Source organism: Blautia sp. 2227st1_G12_2227SCRN_220401 (genome assembly GCF_039062885.1).
Lineage (GTDB): Bacteria > Bacillota > Clostridia > Lachnospirales > Lachnospiraceae > Blautia_A > Blautia_A fusiformis.
In genome coordinates, this window is record NZ_JBCLNI010000023.1 from 37,052 (window position 1) to 54,382 (window position 17,331).

The following is a 17,331-nucleotide window of genomic DNA, read 5'->3' on the forward strand; positions in this document are numbered from 1 at the left end:
ATGCAGGATTTTTATAATCCTATATCGGCGTTTGTTGGTTATAAGAGAATGTATTTTACACTTATTTTCCAAATGTATTGCTGGATTTAGCAGCAGCTTTAGCTGCCATGGTGTTAGTGGACTCAAACAAGGAAGTTGTCGGTGCGACCGGACACATCAGTACCCGTCCTGTTCCACGATAAACATTTACCAGACCCTCTCCGCTAACTGCAGATCCGACAAGTGTTTTTGTAGATCTTTCTACGGTAAATTCAAGATTTGATGACCAGCATACAGCAAGGTTTCCATCAATTTTCAGTTCATCATTTTCCAATATGACTTCAATCAATTCATCTTCGGGAACATTAGACTCCAGTGCAGCTACACCATTTCCCTGCAAACTCAGATTAAACAGACCTTCGCTACCTAATACTGCTGATGAAAGGTTCTTTCTGGCTACAACTTTACTTTTTACATTTGCATCACAAGCCAGGAACATGCCATCTTCAATTGTCATTCCGGCTGGTCCCCATTTGCCAATGTCTGTAAGGATAATATATTTGTATGTCGGTTCTAATACCAGACAGCCTTCACCAACATATTCCGGTTTAACTGCGGTTTCTTTTGTAACCGCACCCTTGAATGCCTTTCCAAGGAAATCTCCGATACCTTTTACACCAGATGTGGCTTGTACATTACCACCCATCCATTGCATGGCACCAGCCTGGATAACAGCTGAATGGTCTTTATCAATATCAATAACAACCTGTCTTCTTCTGACATGCATTTTACTCATGAAATACTCATTCATTGCATTCATAGGTGAAACGCTGGCATCCTGCACATATTCAAGCACGTGGAAGTTTTCGATACTTTTCGCATATTTTCTGTTTTCATTTTGCAAGTTTTCAATTCGCATAGCATAATCTCCCTTTTAATAATAATTTATGATGTTGCTCGGATATGCTTATTATAAAAGAGGCAGCATAGATAGGAAACAATTCGTGCAGAGAAATATAAAGACAGAATTCTCAAAATTCGAGAAATATAAAGATGCAATTCTTCATGGTGGCTGTGTATTATGAAAAATAAATTTGTTATAGTGACAATATCAACAAAAAAACAGAATATAAACGGGGTGATCAGATGGAAGTGGCACAGAGAATTCGATTAATCCGGATAATAGAAAAGATGGAGAAAAATCCGGCATTCAGTAATAAGCTTGGCATAAAGAACACATCTGAATATTTAGCAGAAAAAGAACAGAAAAAATGAAAGACACATATCAGAATGAGTTTCAGAAGGAGTAAAAAATGTTATCGTTATTATTTGCAATTTGTATGATTTGGTTTGTTGGAAAATTTTTTGTTTTTGGGTTAAGAGCATCCTGGGGAATTATGAAATTACTTTGCACAGTTATTTTCTTCCCGGTGATATTGATTGGTATGGTTGTAGGTGGACTGATGTACATTGCTTTTCCATTGTTGATTGTCGGTGGCATTATAGCATTGGTGACGTCACATTCATAATCGATCAGGAGGAGAAAACGTATGGGATATGATATTGAAAAAGAAAAAAGAGAAGCAATTGAAGCTGGACGTAGAGCTTTGAACAGTCTTCAGGCAGCAAAAGAAAATTTAAACAGTGCAAAGAACTGGGGACTGGTAGATATGTTTGGCGGTGGTTTTTTCACTACGATGCTAAAACATTCTAGAATTGATCAGGCCAAACGGAATATGGAACAGGCAAAGTATGATCTTCGTAATTTCAGTAGAGAATTAAATGATGTAAATATGGTATGTAACTTGAATATCGATACTGGAGATTTTCTTTCTTTTGCGGATTATTTTTTTGATGGATTTGTTGTGGACTGGGTGGTCCAGGATCGAATCAATAATGCACAAAGACGGGTAGAAGAAGCAATTCGAAGAACAGAAAGTATCGTCAATCAATTACAGCGTATGTAAAGGAAAAGGCAATGAGTCAGAAATGGTTCATTGCCTTTCGTCGCGTTATGGCTTATTTTAATTTTTCTTTTTTGGCATTTAAGAGCTCAAGATTCTTGGTGAAGGTGCTTTCTCCGGAACCTTGATACCAGCTTTGCGGATCATAGCATCAAAATTTTTTTCAATTATATGCAGGGTATTCTGTTGCTTCTGGAGATCCTGCTTTTCTTTTTTTGCTGAGGACAGTTCTTCTTCCAGTTCCATCTGTTGGCGCTACAGTTTTTCAGCCGACGGAAGTTTGTGAATACCAAATTCTGAGCACGTATGATGTCACGACAGGCCCGATAGACTTCACAGTGTTTCTGAATTACTTGTTGATTTTGAATTGCCAGCCTCGTTTGCTGAATCTTATTATCGGTAGCGTGAATGGAAGCCTCCAAATCTGCAACATGATTTTTGAATTCTTCGTAGTTTAGTTGGCAATTAAAGGCCTTTAATCAGCGTTTAATCTGCCATAGGACCCAATTATCCCCGCCATAGAACCAGTTGGTTGTCGGGATTTTCGCACAGCCATTTATTGTAAGATGATAACATCAAAAAAGAAGAAAAATCCAAGGAGGACTGGCAGATGAAAGGTTATAACACAAGGTCAGTATGGATAATATCAGCAGAAATAAGGTATCTGCTGTCGGAACAGAAAAAGTTTCAAAATAAATCAAAAAATATTGATGAAGTCTACCAATCAGTGTTTTTTCGTTGTATAATGTTTTTGTCGTACAGGGTCACTTTCCTTTGTAATGTTTTGGGTCAAATTCATTATACATCAGAAAGTTCTGTACGATATTTTTTTATGAAAAAGTTGTAAAGTGGTGTTAGATAATAAAATATTGGAACAATGAAAGAGGAACAGGAAATATTTGAGCGAATTGTTATGACGAGAAAGATTTCTGGTCAAGATAGATAAGAATTAGAGTACAGGAGAAAGTAAATGGTAAAACAAATAGTAAGAGATGTTTTCTTCTTAGGCCAGCCATCTGAACCGGCCACGAAAGCTGACATCCAGGTTGGAAAGGATCTGCAGGATACGCTGCAGGCGAACAGAGAACGTTGTGTTGGTATGGCGGCGAACATGATTGGTGTAAAGAAGAATATCATCATTGTGAATATGGGATTCATAAATGTTGTGATGTTCAATCCGGTGATTGTTTCAAAACGTGACATGTATGAGACAGAAGAAGGCTGTCTGTCGCTGGATGGTGTTCGTAAGACGACCAGATACCAGGAAATAGAAGTAGAGTATTATGACTTCAAATGGAAAAAACAGCGCCAGAAATTGTCAGGATGGACAGCACAGATTTGCCAGCATGAAATTGATCATTTGTCTGGAAAGATTATTTAACCGCATGCGGATTGCGAATATTCGCTTGACTCAAAGCGGATTGTGAGGTGACGGATATGCTGAAAAACGTACTGATCGTGGTGGATGATATAGAAAAATCCATAGAGTTTTATAAAGACTTATTTGGACTGCAAGTGATTCTTAAGAATGAAGGCAATGTGATCTTATCGGAGGGACTTGTTTTGCAGGATGCCGACGTATGGGGGAAAACATTGAATGAAACTTCTACGCCATTCAATAACAGGATGGAACTGTATTTCGAGGATTTTGATATAGATGGATTGCTTGCAAAATATGAATCCGGTAAGTATTTCGTCCGATATGCCACTGAACTGACAGAACTTGCAGGTGGGCAGAAGCTTGTAAGGCTGTATGATCCGAGTGGTAATCTCGTCGAGGTTCGTACGCCATTTATGTGTAATTAAAGGAGAAGATATGCAGATTTTTGTTGATGCAGATGCCTGTCCGGTAATTGGTATTGTTGAAAAAGTTGCAAAAGAGCACAGTATTCCGGTAACGTTATTGTGTGATACCAATCATGTGTTATCTTCTGATTACAGTGAGGTGATTGTAGTTGGAGCCGGAGCAGATGCCGTGGATTATAAACTGATCAGCATTTGCCATAAAGGCGATATTGTTGTATCACAGGACTACGGTGTGGCTGCAATGGCATTAGGAAAAAATGCGTATGCGATTCATCAATCCGGGAAATGGTATACCAATGAGAATATTGACCATATGCTTATGGAACGGCATCTGAATAAGAAAGCACGAAGGGCATCCGGAAAGAATCATTTAAAAGGACCACGAAAACGAACATCGGAGGATGATGAGCATTTTAGAGAATCCTTTGAGAAAATGATACATATGGCAATGGATAAGGAGAATTGATTTGAACGTACAGATTTTTGGAACAAAGAAGTGCAATGATACAAAGAAAGCAGAACGTTTCTTTAAGGAACGTGGGATCAAGTTTCAGTTTATTGATATGAAAGAAAAGGGCATGAGCAAGGGCGAATTCAATTCGGTTGCCCAGGCAAATGGTGGACTGGAAAATATGATAAACTGGGAGGGCAAGGATAAGGATCTGCTTGCGCTCATTAAGTACATTGCAGAGGAAGATAAACTTAAGAAGGTGCTGGAAAATCCGCAGGTGATTAAGACACCGGTGGTTCGTAATGGAAAACAATCCACTCTTGGATATCAGCCGGATATCTGGAAGGCGTGGAAGTAAGAGACAGGATGTTTTACCATGTATGAGGAAGAAGAAAATCGCTGGCGTTGTTCCTTCCGGTCTGATGGAAAATGGATCAATGTAAACGAACTTCTGCAGACGTTTGGCGGAGGTGGACATGCTGCAGCAGCTGGTGTGCGCAAACGGACGAATGATGTTGAAAAATTCAGGCAGGAAATCCTTGAGCGGATTGTTATGATGAGAAAGTTTTCCGGGCAGGATAAATAAGAATTAGAAACAGAACACAGGAGAATCGGGAGGTGTAGAATGATGGAAAAGAAAAGAACCTATATTGCAATCGATCTTAAGTCATTCTATGCGTCTGTGGAATGTAAAGAACGAAATCGCGATCCTTTGACGACCAATCTTGTGGTTGCGGATAAAAGTAGAACAGAAAAAACGATCTGTCTTGCGGTATCGCCAGCATTAAAGTGTTATGGGATACCAGGAAGGGCTCGTTTATTTGAAGTTGTTCAAAAAGTAAAAGAAGCCAACAGCGCCCGCAGGTGGAAAGTGCCGAACAGAACTTTTATCGGAGCCTCTGATGACAGCACAGAATTAGATACCAATCCGGAACTGGAGATTGATTATATTGTTGCTCCTCCCCGGATGGCTCTCTATCTGGAATACAGCACCAGAATTTACAGTATTTATCTGAAATATATTGCGCCGGAAGATATTTTCCCGTATTCGATCGACGAAGTATTTATGGATGTAACGGATTATCTGCATACTTATAATATGACAGCAAGAGAACTTGCAATGACCATGATACAGGATGTGCTGAAAACGACAGGTATAACGGCAACTGCTGGAATCGGAACGAATATGTATCTGTGTAAGATTGCGATGGATATCGTGGCGAAGCACATTAAAGCAGATAAAGATGGTGTACGAATTGCAAAACTGGATGAAATGTCATACCGAAGGAAACTCTGGGGTCACAGACCACTTACTGATTTTTGGAGAGTAGGAAAAGGATATGCAAAGAAGCTGGAAGAATACGGGCTTTATACAATGGGAGATATTGCCAGATGTTCCATCGGAAAAGAAAATGAGTTATATAATGAAGACCTGTTATATAGGTTGTTTGGTGTTAATGCAGAGCTGCTGATTGACCATGCCTGGGGATATGAGCCCTGTACCATGGAAATGGTCAAGGCTTATAAGCCGGAAACGAACAGTGTTTGTTCCGGGCAGGTACTTCATTGCCCTTATGATTTTGAAAAAGCAAAATTAGTCGTCAAAGAGATGACGGATCAGATGGTTTTGGATTTGGTGGATAAGAAGCTTGTAACGGACCAGATCGTGTTGACGGTTGGTTATGATATTGAGAATCTGAACAATTCCGACAGGAAAAAGCAGTATCATGGAGAGGTTACCATAGATCGTTATGGAAGAAGAATTCCGAAACATGCACATGGAACGACCAATCTGAAACGGCAGACTTCCTCAACCAAGATGATAACGGATGCAGTAATAGAGTTATATGACAGGATCGTTGACAGAAACCTGCTTGTCAGAAGAATCAATATCACAGCGAACAGGCTTGTGGATGAAAGTTCTGTCAAGAAAGAAGAAGTATATGAGCAGCTGGATCTTTTTACGGATTATGAGGCGCAAAGGAAAAAGCAGGAAGAGGAAGAGGCTGCGCTGGATCGCGAAAAACGTATGCAGGAAGCAATGCTCAGTATCAAAAAGAAATTTGGAAAAAACGCTGTACTGAAGGGGATGAATCTTCAGGAAGGTGCAACCGCCAGGGACAGAAATGAACAGATTGGCGGTCATAAGGCGTAAAGGAGTTGAAAGAGGATGAAAAATAATTCTTATGACGATATCATTAATTTACCGCATCCGGTCTCTAAGAATCATCCGCAAATGCCACTTCGGGATCGGGCAGCGCAATTTGCTCCTTTTGCAGCCCTGACCGGACATGATGCTGCGATAAAGGAAACGGCAAGATTGACCGATGAAAGATTGGAACTGAGCGAGGAAGCGATTGCTCAGCTGAATGAAAGAATCAATATAATCAGAAATAATATCGGTATAGAACAGAAAGTATCGATAACTTATTTTATTCCCGATGCAAAAAAAGCAGGCGGCTCCTATGTTACGTGCTCTGGTATTGTAAAAAAGATAGACGAATACGAGCATACCATCATTATGACGGATCAAACGGTTATTCCAATCGAGCAGATAAGTGATATTAAATGTGAAGAGTGGTAAATGTGAAAAATGTTTCACAGGTGTTGATTTACTGTTTATAGTATTTCGCAACATCGTTTTTGAATTTTTCAAAAAGAGGATAATAAATATTTATAATGTCCTGAAATTTCTCTGCGGCGAAAGTACCATCGTAATCATGAGACAAATGATTTCTGGATTTCAGCATTTGCAGCCAGGTGTCATCATCAATAATACCATTGGTAAATGCCTGCTGCAGAGTTTCGCGTGGAGAGCCAACTGCAAAATCAAGAATTCCCATTTTTTTGATCAGAATATCTTTCATAACTTTCCAGGAGATGTCGAAAGTAAGACTGAAATTGAGAACAGTTCCTTCGAGAACAAAATCGGTCTTGGGGTCGGCTGTTTTGCTTTTTGCAAGATTGGAGAGACTTTTACAGAAAGTGTTATAGCGGTTAATAAATTTGTTTTCCATATTTTTTTATATCCTCCAATAAATACTCATTTTTTATACTGTCAAAGTCAAAAATATCAATTTTCCTTAGCGTTTCAATCTTCTGAAGATCATCTTCTAACTGCATTAGATTATCACAGCCGTATACTACAAAATCAATATCACTGGTGGGGGTTGCAGTGCCTGTGGCGAAGGAACCGAATAAATCAAGGCGTTTTACGTTATTTTTTTTGCAAATCATGGTTACTTTTTCGATGATTTCGGAAATGGGCATTACGTTCATGATCCACTCATGTCCTCCTTTACTTGGAAAATTCTGATAAAATATGATAGCAGTTTCTATAGATTAATTCAACCTTAAAGATACTGACTGCGGTTGGTGTTATTCTATAGTCGTAATCCTTTTGTGGTGTTATGGATTATTTTAATTTTTCTTTTTCGGCATTTAAGAGTTCAAGATTGAGCCCTTGTTCTCCAGCTGTTTTATCTACCCAAAGATTCAAAGAGTCTATGGCTAAAGAAATTTCATCAAGTTTTTTACTGATATAAGCAAAATCTTTCATTTCATCATCGCTAATCTTACCGTCACGGGCAATCTGGATCAGACGACCGGTAAGAGGATTGATTTCATTTAAACTGGCAATTGTCTCCAAAATGATATTTGACAGATCGGTCATTTCTATTTCTGGAACATAACGATAGCCGATTTCGCATTTGTGAGAGCAATAATAATTGCAAAGATCTGGTCTTTTATAGGCATCTGCCATCTGGAGGATATCATAAGGCGTAGGTTCTTGTGTTTCGTATTCAAATTTTTCAATTTTTGAATCAGAGACAGCATCCATTCTTTCACTGGCTTCTGCTCTTGTAAGTCCTGCCGCTTCTCGGCAAAGCTGGTAAATTGTTTTGTTTTCCCTGGTGGATTGTTTACCCATGAGAATTTCCTCCTCGTATATCGCTAAACTTGCAGATTATTTATGTTCCAGGCCGCATGCTGAGCGTGTATTTCTTGTATTAATTTTATTATACATAAATTATGAATTAACAACAAGTAATAGACTTTGTAAAATTACCTATTTTATAAATCATTTCACGGGAATTTTTTACAATTAAATAATCCATTCCAAGGGAAAGCCAGCCCAGCTATTCATTGGAAAGACCATAGAAAAGACAGGTTCAGATACACTGATTAACCTCAGTATGTTCGGAACTGTTTTTTTTGTTGCTATCGTTACTTTCGGCTGCCTTTGCCACACTTGCTTCCTGGAGATTTCAATGACAAACCCTCTCCCATAAGGTATAATAAAGTAGAGTATTTTGTTTTGCTCACCACGAAACGAGAGGGAGATTTACATTAATGGATGCGAATGTGATCAATGAATTGAATTAAAGGAAGCAGAAGCGGCAAAATGGCTTACAAGGGATCAGTTAGATAGTGTTGCCTGGTTACCGGCAGACGTCACTTTGATAGATAAAATCCGAAGGTACATGAAATAAGCTAAGATCGAGGAGAAACTTCCTGGACAAAACAATAGAATATTATAATAAAAATGCGGATATGTTTGTCTAGGGGACTCGTTTGGTAGATTTTACGGTTATACAGGAGCGGTTCACTAAAATGCTTCCGGTAGGTTCAAGGATATTAGATTTTGGTTGTGGTTCTGGTTGAGATTCACGATATAGCTGATTGGTTGTTACAGAGAAATCAAAGTTGGTGGAGAATATTTGTTATGATCAGAAAGATGCAGAACATAGATATTGATAGAGTTGCTGACATATGGTTAAAGACCAATTTAAAAGCACATTATTTTATTCCTGAGCAATATTGGACAAGTAATTATGAATTAGTGAAAGAAATGATGTTACAAGCGGAAGTCTATGTGTATGAAGATGATAAAATGATTCAGGGATTTGTCGGATTAAGTAACGAATACATGGAAGGTATTTTTGTTTCTGATGAAATGCAGTCATGTGGTATAGGTAAACTTTTATTAGAGTATATCAAGAATAAAAAAGTTAGATTGCGATTAAACGTATACCAGAAGAATGCCAGAGCCATCTCTTTTTACCAAAGAGAAGGGTTCGATATTCAATGCGAAGGATTCGATGATGCTACTGGTGAAAAAGAATACACAATGTTGTGGCAACAGAAATAGAAAGCGGATTTTTGGGGAGGATTTTATATGGAGTTTAACAATAAGGTAGTGATTGTGACGGGAGGCGCGCAGGGCATTGGAAAGACCATTGCAGAGGAATTGCCTTTATGAAAAAAGCATAAATATAATGACAACACCCAAAAGAAAGGAAGAAGTAATCATGTATAAAAAATTAATGACATGCCTGGAAAGCGTAAGAAAGAAAATTGATTTCAAACCAGAAGTTGCACTGATCCTTGGATCCGGACTTGGAGATTTTGCAGATGGAATTCAGATTGAACAGACCATCGACTATACGGACATCGAGGGATTTCCGGTTTCTACTGTAAAAGGACATAAGGGACGTTTTGTGTTTGGGTATGTGGAGAAAACACCGGTTGTAATCATGCAGGGACGTGTTCATTATTATGAAGGATACGCAATGTCAGATGTTGTTCTTCCAACGCGTCTTATGGGAATGCTCGGTGCGAAAAAAATCCTTCTCACTAATGCTGCAGGAGGAGCTAATCCTTCCTATAAACCGGGAGATTTCATGATGATCACAGATCACATTACAACGGGAGTTCCAAGCCCTCTGATAGGACCGAACATGGATGAGCTGGGAACCAGATTTCCGGATATGAGTGAGGTATACAGCCGCCGTCTTCAGGATGTGATCCGCAAATGTGCAAAAGAATGTGACATCAAACTTCAGGAAGGTGTTTATGTACAGTTTACAGGACCGAATTATGAGACTCCTGCAGAAGTAAGACTTGCACAGAGATGGGGTGGAGATGCAGTTGGAATGAGCACCGCATGCGAAGCTATGGCTGCCCGACACATGGGAATGGAAATCTGTGGAATTTCCTGTATCACAAATATGGCAGCAGGAATTTCCCAAAAAGAGCTTAACCATAAAGAAGTGCAGGAAACAGCAGACCGCGTAGCGAAATCCTTCAAGGAATTAGTAACAAAAGTTGTTGTAAATATGTAAGATCCATAAGTAAGACAGCAGAAAGGAGACAAAAATTATGAAGAAATATAAGAGAATATTTACTATTGTAATAGACTCCTTTGGGGCAGGAGAAATGCCGGACGCAGCCCAGTACGGGGATGAAGGAACAGATACTATGGGACATATTTCCCAGAATGTAGATGAATTTACGATTCCAAACCTTCAGAAGCTTGGAATTGCAAATCTTCATCCGTTGAAACAGGTTGCAGCAGTGGAGCGACCAATGGGTTATTATACATTTTTAAAAGAAGCCAGTACCGGAAAAGATACTATGACAGGACACTGGGAAATGATGGGGCTTCACATCACAAAACCGTTTAAGACTTTTACAGAGACCGGATTTCCAAAAGAGCTGATCGATGAGCTTGAGAAGAGAACGGGACATAAAGTAATTGGAAACAAGAGCTCCAGCGGAACAGAGATCCTGGATGAACTGGCTGAGGAAGAAATCGCTACCGGTCATATGATCGTTTACACATCTGCTGATTCTGTATTGCAGATCTGCGGAAACGAGGAGACTTTCGGACTGGATGAACTGTATCGCTGCTGTGAGATCGCCCGTGATATCACCATGAGGGATGAGTGGAAAGTCGGACGTGTTATTGCAAGACCTTACCTTGGCAAGAAAAAAGGTGAGTTCAAACGTACCAGCAACCGCCATGATTATGCACTGAAGCCTTACGGAAAAACTGCGCTTAATGCATTGAAGGATGCAGGTTATGATGTGATCTCCGTTGGAAAGATTTTTGATATTTTTGACGGCGAGGGACTGACAGAGTCCAATAAGTCAAAAAGCTCTGTTCATGGAATGGAGCAGACAATTGACATTGCGAAAAGAGAGTTTGAGGGGCTTTGTTTTGTAAATCTTGTAGATTTCGATGCTCTTTGGGGACATCGACGCAATGTAAAGGGATACGCAGAGGAACTTGAAAGATTTGATGTAAAACTTGGTGAACTTCTTAATGAGCTTCGTGAGGATGACCTTCTGATCATTACAGCTGACCACGGAAATGATCCGACACATACAGGAACTGATCACACAAGAGAAAAAGTACCATTTTTTGCTTATTCTCCATCTATGGGGGGATACGGAAAACTGGAAGATCAGAATACTTTTGCAGTAATCGGTGCAACGATCGCAGATAATTTTGAAGTTAAGATGCCGGAGGGAACAATTGGAAGTTCTCTTCTGGATGAACTGAAGTAAAAGGAACGTAAAATGGATAAAAAAGATATATTAAAAAAGGTGGATCACACATTACTTGGACAGACTGCAACATGGGATGATATTCGAGGAATCCTGGATGATGCCATGAAATATGAGGCTGCATCTGCATGTATTCCGGCTGCTTATGTAAAACAGGCAGCGGAATATGTAGCGGGAAAACTTCCGATTTGTACAGTGATCGGTTTCCCGAACGGATATAATACAACTGCTGTAAAGGTATTTGAGACGAAAGACGCCATTGCAAATGGTGCTTCAGAAATCGATATGGTTATTAACATCGGATTTTTAAAGGATGGAAAATATGAGGAAGTAGAGAATGAGATTCGTGCGATCCATGAAGCTTGTGATGGAAGAATCCTCAAAGTCATCATTGAGACATGCCTTCTTACAGAAGAAGAGAAAATTAAAATGTGTGAGATCGTTACAAATGCAGGAGCAGAATTTATCAAAACTTCTACCGGATTTTCTACAGCGGGAGCAACTTTTGCAGATGTAGAGCTGATGAAGAAATATATTGGAAAAAATGTAAAAGTTAAGGCAGCAGGTGGAATTTCATCCTTCGATGATGCAGAAAAATTTATCAGTCTTGGCGCAGAGCGTCTTGGAACAAGCCGTCTTATTAAGATCCTGAAAAATACGGACACTGGTGCAGGATATTAACACTGTGAAAGAGGACTGTCAAAGACAGGATTATACATGAATTATGAACTAACAACAAGTAATAGAATTTGTAAAAGTATCATTTCACATTTTTCTACCAGCTGTGGATAAAGGATGGACGGAATCTAAAAAATACGATAAAATCTGTATTAGAAATGCTGTTGTCGTGAAATTTACAAACGCTCGAAAAAGGAAAAATAAACATGGCAAAGAAAGATTTGCTATCCGGTACCGGCGTTAATTTATACAGGTGATATTATGAAAATTACTTACATTAACCATAGTGGATTTTTGGTTGAGACCAGAGACTGCTACTATATTTTTGATTATTACAAGGGTGAATTACCGAATCTTGACAAGGAGAAAGAAGTGATCGTTTTTTGCAGTCACTTCCATAAGGATCATTTTAACCCACAAATTTTTGGGATCCTTGATGATATGGGAATGACTTATCAGGCAATCCTGGCGAATGATATACGAAAAAGGAATCATTTGTCGGATATGAAGATCACATATGTTTATCATGATCAAGCTTATAGTTTGGATAATGAAACCAAAGTTGATACATTGCTATCTAACGATAGTGGTGTCGCATTTATTGTCAAAACAAAGGAAGGTACCATTTATCATGCCGGTGATTTAAACGACTGGTATTGGGATGGTGGGTCGAAAGCTGATAACCAGAGACTTACTTCAGCATATCGCGCGGCGATCAGGAAAATCAAGGGTATGCATTTTGACGCTGCATTTGTTCCCTTGGATCCGAGACAGGGAGATCACTATGCTGACGGGATCCTGTATTTCCTTAAAAATGTAGATTGCAATGTCATTTTTCCAATGCATTACTGGAATGATGCCAATGTAATTAAGCGGTTTATTACTGAATATCCGCAATATAAGTCACGCATTAGAAACACAGAATGTACAAAAGGAGAAGAAATTTCATCGTAGACCCAGATGGCTACTGGCTTGAGATTCTGCCGTAAAGCGGATGCATGTTGGTGATCTTTTATGGATCAGAGCATTTTATTCTGTGGTCATTTGTAATGAATTATGAGTAGAAGGAGACGGGCATGGAGCACTTACGTTGTGTAGTTGAGAGAATTACATATCAGAATGCCGACAATGGCTACACGGTTCTGAAATGTGCGGTGAAGAATTACAGTGATCTTGTCACAGTAGTTGGCACGATGCCGGATACCCATGTTGGTTCTGTGCTGTCTCTGGAAGGTATGTGGAAGATGGATGCCAAATATGGGCGGCAGTTTTTGGTGGAGAAATTTGAGGAGACACTTCCTGCTACAGTATATGGAATCGAAAAATATCTTGGTTCCGGTCTGGTGAAGGGCGTTGGTCCAAAGTTTGCAAAAAGAATTGTGGAAAAATTCGGGAAGGATACACTGGATGTTATTGAAGAGACACCAGATGAACTGCTCAAAGTATCAGGTATAGGAAAAGTACGTGTAGACCGGATCAAAACAAGCTGGCAGGAGCAGAAAGAGATCAAGAATATCATGCTTTTTCTGCAGAGTCATGAGGTCAGCACCTCTCATGCGACAAAGATTTTCAAGACGTATGGAAGTGAGAGCATTGCGATCGTAAAGGAGAACCCATACCGGCTTGCAGATGACATCTGGGGAATTGGATTTAAGACAGCGGATTCCATTGCACAGAAGATGGGGATTGACAAAGGCAAATTTGTCCGTCTGCGCAGTGGTATTTTTTATACATTGAATAAGCTGGCAGAAGCAGGTCATTGTTATACAACAAGAGAACAGCTGACTGGAAGGGCAAAGGAACTTCTGGAAGTGGAAGAACCGGAGCTGGAGATCACCTTGGATGAGATGATCCGCACGAATGATGTGATCAGAGATGAAGCAGAAGATCGGGAAGCAATCTATCTGCCCCCATATTATTTTTCAGAAAGTGGCTGTGCAAAGCGGCTGCTTCGGTTGATGTCCTGTGGAAAGAAGAAATCTGAGGATACGGAAGAAATATTGAAGAAAGTAGCAGCTTCATCAGAAATTACTTATGACGAGATTCAGTGGCAGGCGGTAAAGACAGCGGTTTCCTCTAAGGTCATGGTGCTGACCGGTGGACCTGGAACCGGAAAGACTACAACAACTCTGGGAATTATTTCTGCATATAAGCAGGCTGGATGTCAGATCATTCTTGCTGCACCGACTGGAAGAGCAGCAAAGAGAATGTCAGAAGCAACTGGAATGGAAGCAAAAACGATTCACCGATTATTGGAATATAAACCTCCGGAAGGCTATCAGAAAAATGAAGAACATCCGCTGGAAGGAGATGTGCTGATACTGGATGAATGTTCCATGATCGATATTATGCTGATGTATAATCTTTTAAAAGCATTGCCGCAGCAGATGTCTCTGATTCTGGTAGGCGACATTGATCAGCTGCCAAGTGTCGGAGCGGGCAATGTTCTCAGAGATATTATTGATTCCGGATGTGTTCCTGTAGTTCGTCTGACACGGATTTTCCGTCAGGCACAGGGAAGTCGGATCATCATGAATGCACACCGGATCAATAAAGGGGAAGGCATTGATATGAGAGGCGGGAAAGATGCCGACTTTTTCTTTGCCACCAAAGAGAGTAATCAGGAAGTGGTGGATACTATCGTCCAATATTGTAAGACGAACCTGCCGAGATACTATCATGTAGATCCACTGCAGGATATTCAGGTGCTGACTCCGATGCAGAGAGGCGAATGTGGGGCAGTAAATCTGAACCAGGTGCTGCAGGAAGCCATGAATCCGTCAAAGATCTTTCTGCGGAGAGGCGGCACACAGTACCGGCTGAAGGATAAGGTGATGCAGATCCGGAATGATTACGATAAGGAAGTATTTAACGGAGATATTGGGACTATCACAAAAGTTGACGTGGAAGAACGGGAACTGACAGTTCTGTTTGATGAACGGGAAGTAGTTTATGATGTGACAGAGCTGGACGAACTGGCGCTTGCCTATGCAGTGACGATCCACAAATCCCAGGGAAGCGAATATCCAATCGTTGTCATGCCATTTACCATGAGCCATTTTGTCATGCTGCAGAGAAATCTCCTTTATACGGGTGTGACCAGGGCGAAAAAGATCCTGGTACTTGTCGGAGAGAAGAAAGCTGTGTATTATGCGATAAAAAATGAAACGACAACTGGCAGAAATACATGTCTGGCAAGACGTCTGCAGCCGGACAGCAAAGAAGCACAGGAAGTGAAGGCACAGCTTTTGAAAGAAGCAGTAGACGAGACCGCAAATGAGAACGGAAGCGACAGTAAGAAGATGATCGTCTATAAGGGCAGCATCCAGCCTTCTATGGTATGTGAGACACCGGCAGTTTATGAGGGAAATCTTTGGAAACGCCTGTCGCAGTCAAAGTTCAGAAGCAGTTTTTCCCTGAAGGCAAACGATCGGAGTTATGTATCAGAAAAGGGAATGGAGAAAGTACGTGAGCATGCCTGTGATTTTATCAGAAAGCGTCTTGCACCGGCAGAAATACCAAATGATGGAAAACAGACACCGATGAGAGGGCATCCGGTTTTTGTAGCCCAGCATGCCACAGCTACCTGTTGCAGGGGATGTCTGGAAAAATGGCATTGTATTCCGAAAGGACGGGAATTGACAGAAGCGGAGCAGGAATATGTTGTAAATGTGATCATGGAATGGATCGGTCGGGAAATTCATTGAGAGAACGTCTCGGCTTTGGGGTCTGATTTCTATAGCCGTAATCCTTTAATATCTTTAATACGTGATAAGATCGTATTGCAGCTGCAGCTGATAACGCCGGGCAGTGTAGCAATAAGTGAAATTATGAAACCTGTGGAGGAATAGGATAATGTCAAAAGATGAATATTTGATCACAGATGCGCCTCTTAAAGCGCTGACGGTTTTTGCAATGCCAATGATTTTGGGCAGCTTTTTTCAGCAAATATACAATATGGCTGACTCTATCATCGTCGGCCAATTTGTTGGTTCCTCCGCACTTGCAGCTGTCGGGGCCTGTGCAGCGCTGACCAATGTTTTTATTTGTGTGGCACTGGGGGCAGGTGTCGGTGCCGGTGTGCTGGTGAGCCGCTATTTCGGTGCCAGGGAGTATGGAAAAATGAAGACCATCGTGTCAACATCCTTGTTTAGCTTTTTAATTCTAAGTATAGTCCTTGGGGTTTTTGGATTTTGCTTTTCCCACTGGATGATGAGTGTGTTACAAACCCCTGGCGATATACTGGATGATGCAGTGTTATATCTGCGGGTCTATTTCGTGGGATTTCCGTTTCTGTTTATGTATAACATTCTTTCCAATATGTTTACTTCCATAGGCGAATCAAAAATCCCGCTGGGGCTCCTGATATTTTCGTCAATCTTAAATATTTTTATGGATCTCTGGATGGTGGCCGGACTTGGTCTCGGTGTGTTTGGTGCAGCCCTTGCGACTCTTATAGCACAGGGAATTTCTGCGGTGTTTTCACTTTTGCTTTTCCTTAGCCGGATGCGTCGATATAAAAGTCGCTTTGACTGGTTTGACAGGCAGGAGTTACATTCCATGCTTCAAATTGCTGTACCTTCGGTTCTTCAGCAGTCTACAGTGTCCATCGGTATGATGATCGTACAGGCTGTTGTAAATCCCTTCGGTACACAGGCACTTGCGGGGTATGCGGCGACGATGCGGGTAGAGAATGTTTTTTCATTGATTTTTGTATCCATTGGCAATGCGGTTTCCCCATATGTTTCCCAGAATCTTGGCGCAAAGAAAATTGAACGGATCAAAAAAGGATATCACGCTGCACTGGTGTTAGATGTATGTTTTGCAGTTCTTGCTTTTATAGTCATTGAAACACTGCACACGCAGATTTCCTCGCTATTCCTTGGTAAAGATGGAACTGCCCTGGCCTATCAGGTATCCGAGGGCTATATGAGATGGCTTGGTTACTTTTTCATCTTTATGGGAATCAAAATGGCAACCGATGGGGTTCTTCGTGGTCTTGGGATCATGCGCCCGTTCCTCATTGCAAATATGGTGAACCTGGCGATCCGCCTGTCTGTTGCTTTGATCTGTGCACCGCGTTTTGGCATTGTATTTGTC

Annotated in this window: 20 protein-coding genes and 1 pseudogene; 17 read left to right on the forward strand and 4 right to left on the reverse strand. The window is 40.6% G+C overall.

Annotated features, from left to right (window positions below):
• Nucleotides 1-61 precede the first annotated feature (61 nt).
• Nucleotides 62-898: an AIM24 family protein gene (locus tag ABCM67_RS11935; RefSeq protein ID WP_021650106.1), complete on the reverse strand. Its 837-nt coding sequence runs from the start codon at nt 896-898 to the stop codon at nt 62-64.
• A 394-nt stretch (nt 899-1,292) separates the two neighbouring features.
• On the opposite strand from ABCM67_RS11935, the gene ABCM67_RS11940 reads away from it, so the two are divergent.
• The 9 genes from ABCM67_RS11940 (at nt 1,293) to ABCM67_RS11980 (ending at nt 6,784) form a co-directional block, all read left to right on the forward strand.
• Nucleotides 1,293-1,508 carry a hypothetical protein gene (locus tag ABCM67_RS11940; protein WP_015526469.1) on the forward strand — a complete coding sequence of 72 codons (216 nt, stop codon included), beginning with the start codon at nt 1,293-1,295 and terminating at the stop codon, nt 1,506-1,508.
• Between the two features lie 21 nt (nt 1,509-1,529).
• On the forward strand, nt 1,530-1,946 hold the full coding sequence (locus ABCM67_RS11945; RefSeq protein ID WP_021650102.1) for a hypothetical protein: 417 nt from the start codon (nt 1,530-1,532) through the stop codon (nt 1,944-1,946).
• 967 nt (nt 1,947-2,913) lie between these two features.
• Complete coding sequence (locus ABCM67_RS11950) at nt 2,914-3,324, forward strand: peptide deformylase (protein ID WP_015526465.1); 411 nt, start codon at nt 2,914-2,916, stop codon at nt 3,322-3,324.
• Between the two features lie 56 nt (nt 3,325-3,380).
• Nucleotides 3,381-3,749 carry a VOC family protein gene (locus ABCM67_RS11955; RefSeq protein ID WP_118609012.1) on the forward strand — a complete coding sequence of 123 codons (369 nt, stop codon included), beginning with the start codon at nt 3,381-3,383 and terminating at the stop codon, nt 3,747-3,749.
• A 10-nt stretch (nt 3,750-3,759) separates the two neighbouring features.
• On the forward strand, nt 3,760-4,215 hold the full coding sequence (locus tag ABCM67_RS11960; protein WP_118609011.1) for a YaiI/YqxD family protein: 456 nt from the start codon (nt 3,760-3,762) through the stop codon (nt 4,213-4,215).
• A 1-nt stretch (nt 4,216) separates the two neighbouring features.
• Entirely contained in the window at nt 4,217-4,558 is a 342-nt protein-coding gene (locus ABCM67_RS11965; protein ID WP_021650098.1) for an arsenate reductase family protein, read from the forward strand.
• A gap of 18 nt (nt 4,559-4,576) precedes the next feature.
• The gene (locus ABCM67_RS11970) at nt 4,577-4,786 is read left to right on the forward strand and encodes a DHHA1 domain-containing protein (RefSeq protein ID WP_173741640.1); all 210 of its coding nucleotides are present in this window, start codon (nt 4,577-4,579) and stop codon (nt 4,784-4,786) included.
• Nucleotides 4,787-4,828: 42 nt separating this feature from the next.
• Nucleotides 4,829-6,355, forward strand: coding sequence for a DNA methylase (locus tag ABCM67_RS11975; protein ID WP_342992890.1), 1,527 nt, complete (start codon nt 4,829-4,831; stop codon nt 6,353-6,355).
• A gap of 15 nt (nt 6,356-6,370) precedes the next feature.
• A complete protein-coding gene (locus ABCM67_RS11980; RefSeq protein ID WP_059086564.1) occupies nt 6,371-6,784 on the forward strand; it encodes a hypothetical protein in 414 nt (137 codons plus the stop codon).
• Nucleotides 6,785-6,812: 28 nt separating this feature from the next.
• On the opposite strand, the gene ABCM67_RS11985 is transcribed toward ABCM67_RS11980, so the two are convergent.
• The 3 genes from ABCM67_RS11985 to ABCM67_RS11995 form a co-directional block, all read right to left on the reverse strand.
• The gene (locus tag ABCM67_RS11985) at nt 6,813-7,217 is read right to left on the reverse strand and encodes an HI0074 family nucleotidyltransferase substrate-binding subunit (protein WP_022426101.1); all 405 of its coding nucleotides are present in this window, start codon (nt 7,215-7,217) and stop codon (nt 6,813-6,815) included.
• Nucleotides 7,198-7,479, reverse strand: a complete 282-nt coding sequence (locus ABCM67_RS11990) for a nucleotidyltransferase domain-containing protein (RefSeq protein WP_022426100.1) — start codon at nt 7,477-7,479, stop codon at nt 7,198-7,200. Before ABCM67_RS11990 ends, ABCM67_RS11985 begins: the two co-directional genes overlap by 20 nt.
• Nucleotides 7,480-7,615: 136 nt before the next feature.
• Nucleotides 7,616-8,131, reverse strand: coding sequence for a helix-turn-helix transcriptional regulator (locus ABCM67_RS11995; RefSeq protein WP_092071021.1), 516 nt, complete (start codon nt 8,129-8,131; stop codon nt 7,616-7,618).
• Between the two features lie 445 nt (nt 8,132-8,576).
• Between ABCM67_RS11995 and ABCM67_RS12000 the strand changes: the two are divergent.
• From ABCM67_RS12000 to ABCM67_RS12035, 8 genes and pseudogenes are all read left to right on the forward strand, one after another.
• Nucleotides 8,577-8,693 (forward strand): annotated as a pseudogene (locus ABCM67_RS12000) (8-oxo-dGTP diphosphatase MutT); the annotation flags it as partial.
• A gap of 233 nt (nt 8,694-8,926) precedes the next feature.
• Nucleotides 8,927-9,352: a GNAT family N-acetyltransferase gene (locus tag ABCM67_RS12005; protein WP_173723471.1), complete on the forward strand. Its 426-nt coding sequence runs from the start codon at nt 8,927-8,929 to the stop codon at nt 9,350-9,352.
• A gap of 160 nt (nt 9,353-9,512) precedes the next feature.
• Nucleotides 9,513-10,325 carry a purine-nucleoside phosphorylase gene (locus ABCM67_RS12010; RefSeq protein ID WP_022427082.1) on the forward strand — a complete coding sequence of 271 codons (813 nt, stop codon included), beginning with the start codon at nt 9,513-9,515 and terminating at the stop codon, nt 10,323-10,325.
• 37 nt (nt 10,326-10,362) lie between these two features.
• Nucleotides 10,363-11,553, forward strand: coding sequence for a phosphopentomutase (locus tag ABCM67_RS12015; RefSeq protein ID WP_256163866.1), 1,191 nt, complete (start codon nt 10,363-10,365; stop codon nt 11,551-11,553).
• A gap of 12 nt (nt 11,554-11,565) precedes the next feature.
• Nucleotides 11,566-12,234 (forward strand): deoxyribose-phosphate aldolase, encoded by a 669-nt coding sequence (deoC, locus tag ABCM67_RS12020; RefSeq protein WP_092071010.1) that lies wholly within the window; start codon nt 11,566-11,568, stop codon nt 12,232-12,234.
• Nucleotides 12,235-12,492: 258 nt separating this feature from the next.
• Nucleotides 12,493-13,185: an MBL fold metallo-hydrolase gene (locus ABCM67_RS12025; protein ID WP_114002500.1), complete on the forward strand. Its 693-nt coding sequence runs from the start codon at nt 12,493-12,495 to the stop codon at nt 13,183-13,185.
• A gap of 122 nt (nt 13,186-13,307) precedes the next feature.
• Nucleotides 13,308-15,938 (forward strand): ATP-dependent RecD-like DNA helicase, encoded by a 2,631-nt coding sequence (locus ABCM67_RS12030; RefSeq protein ID WP_342992887.1) that lies wholly within the window; start codon nt 13,308-13,310, stop codon nt 15,936-15,938.
• A gap of 148 nt (nt 15,939-16,086) precedes the next feature.
• A partial coding sequence (locus ABCM67_RS12035; RefSeq protein ID WP_342992888.1) for an MATE family efflux transporter occupies nt 16,087-17,331 on the forward strand: 1,245 nt, incomplete at its 3' end.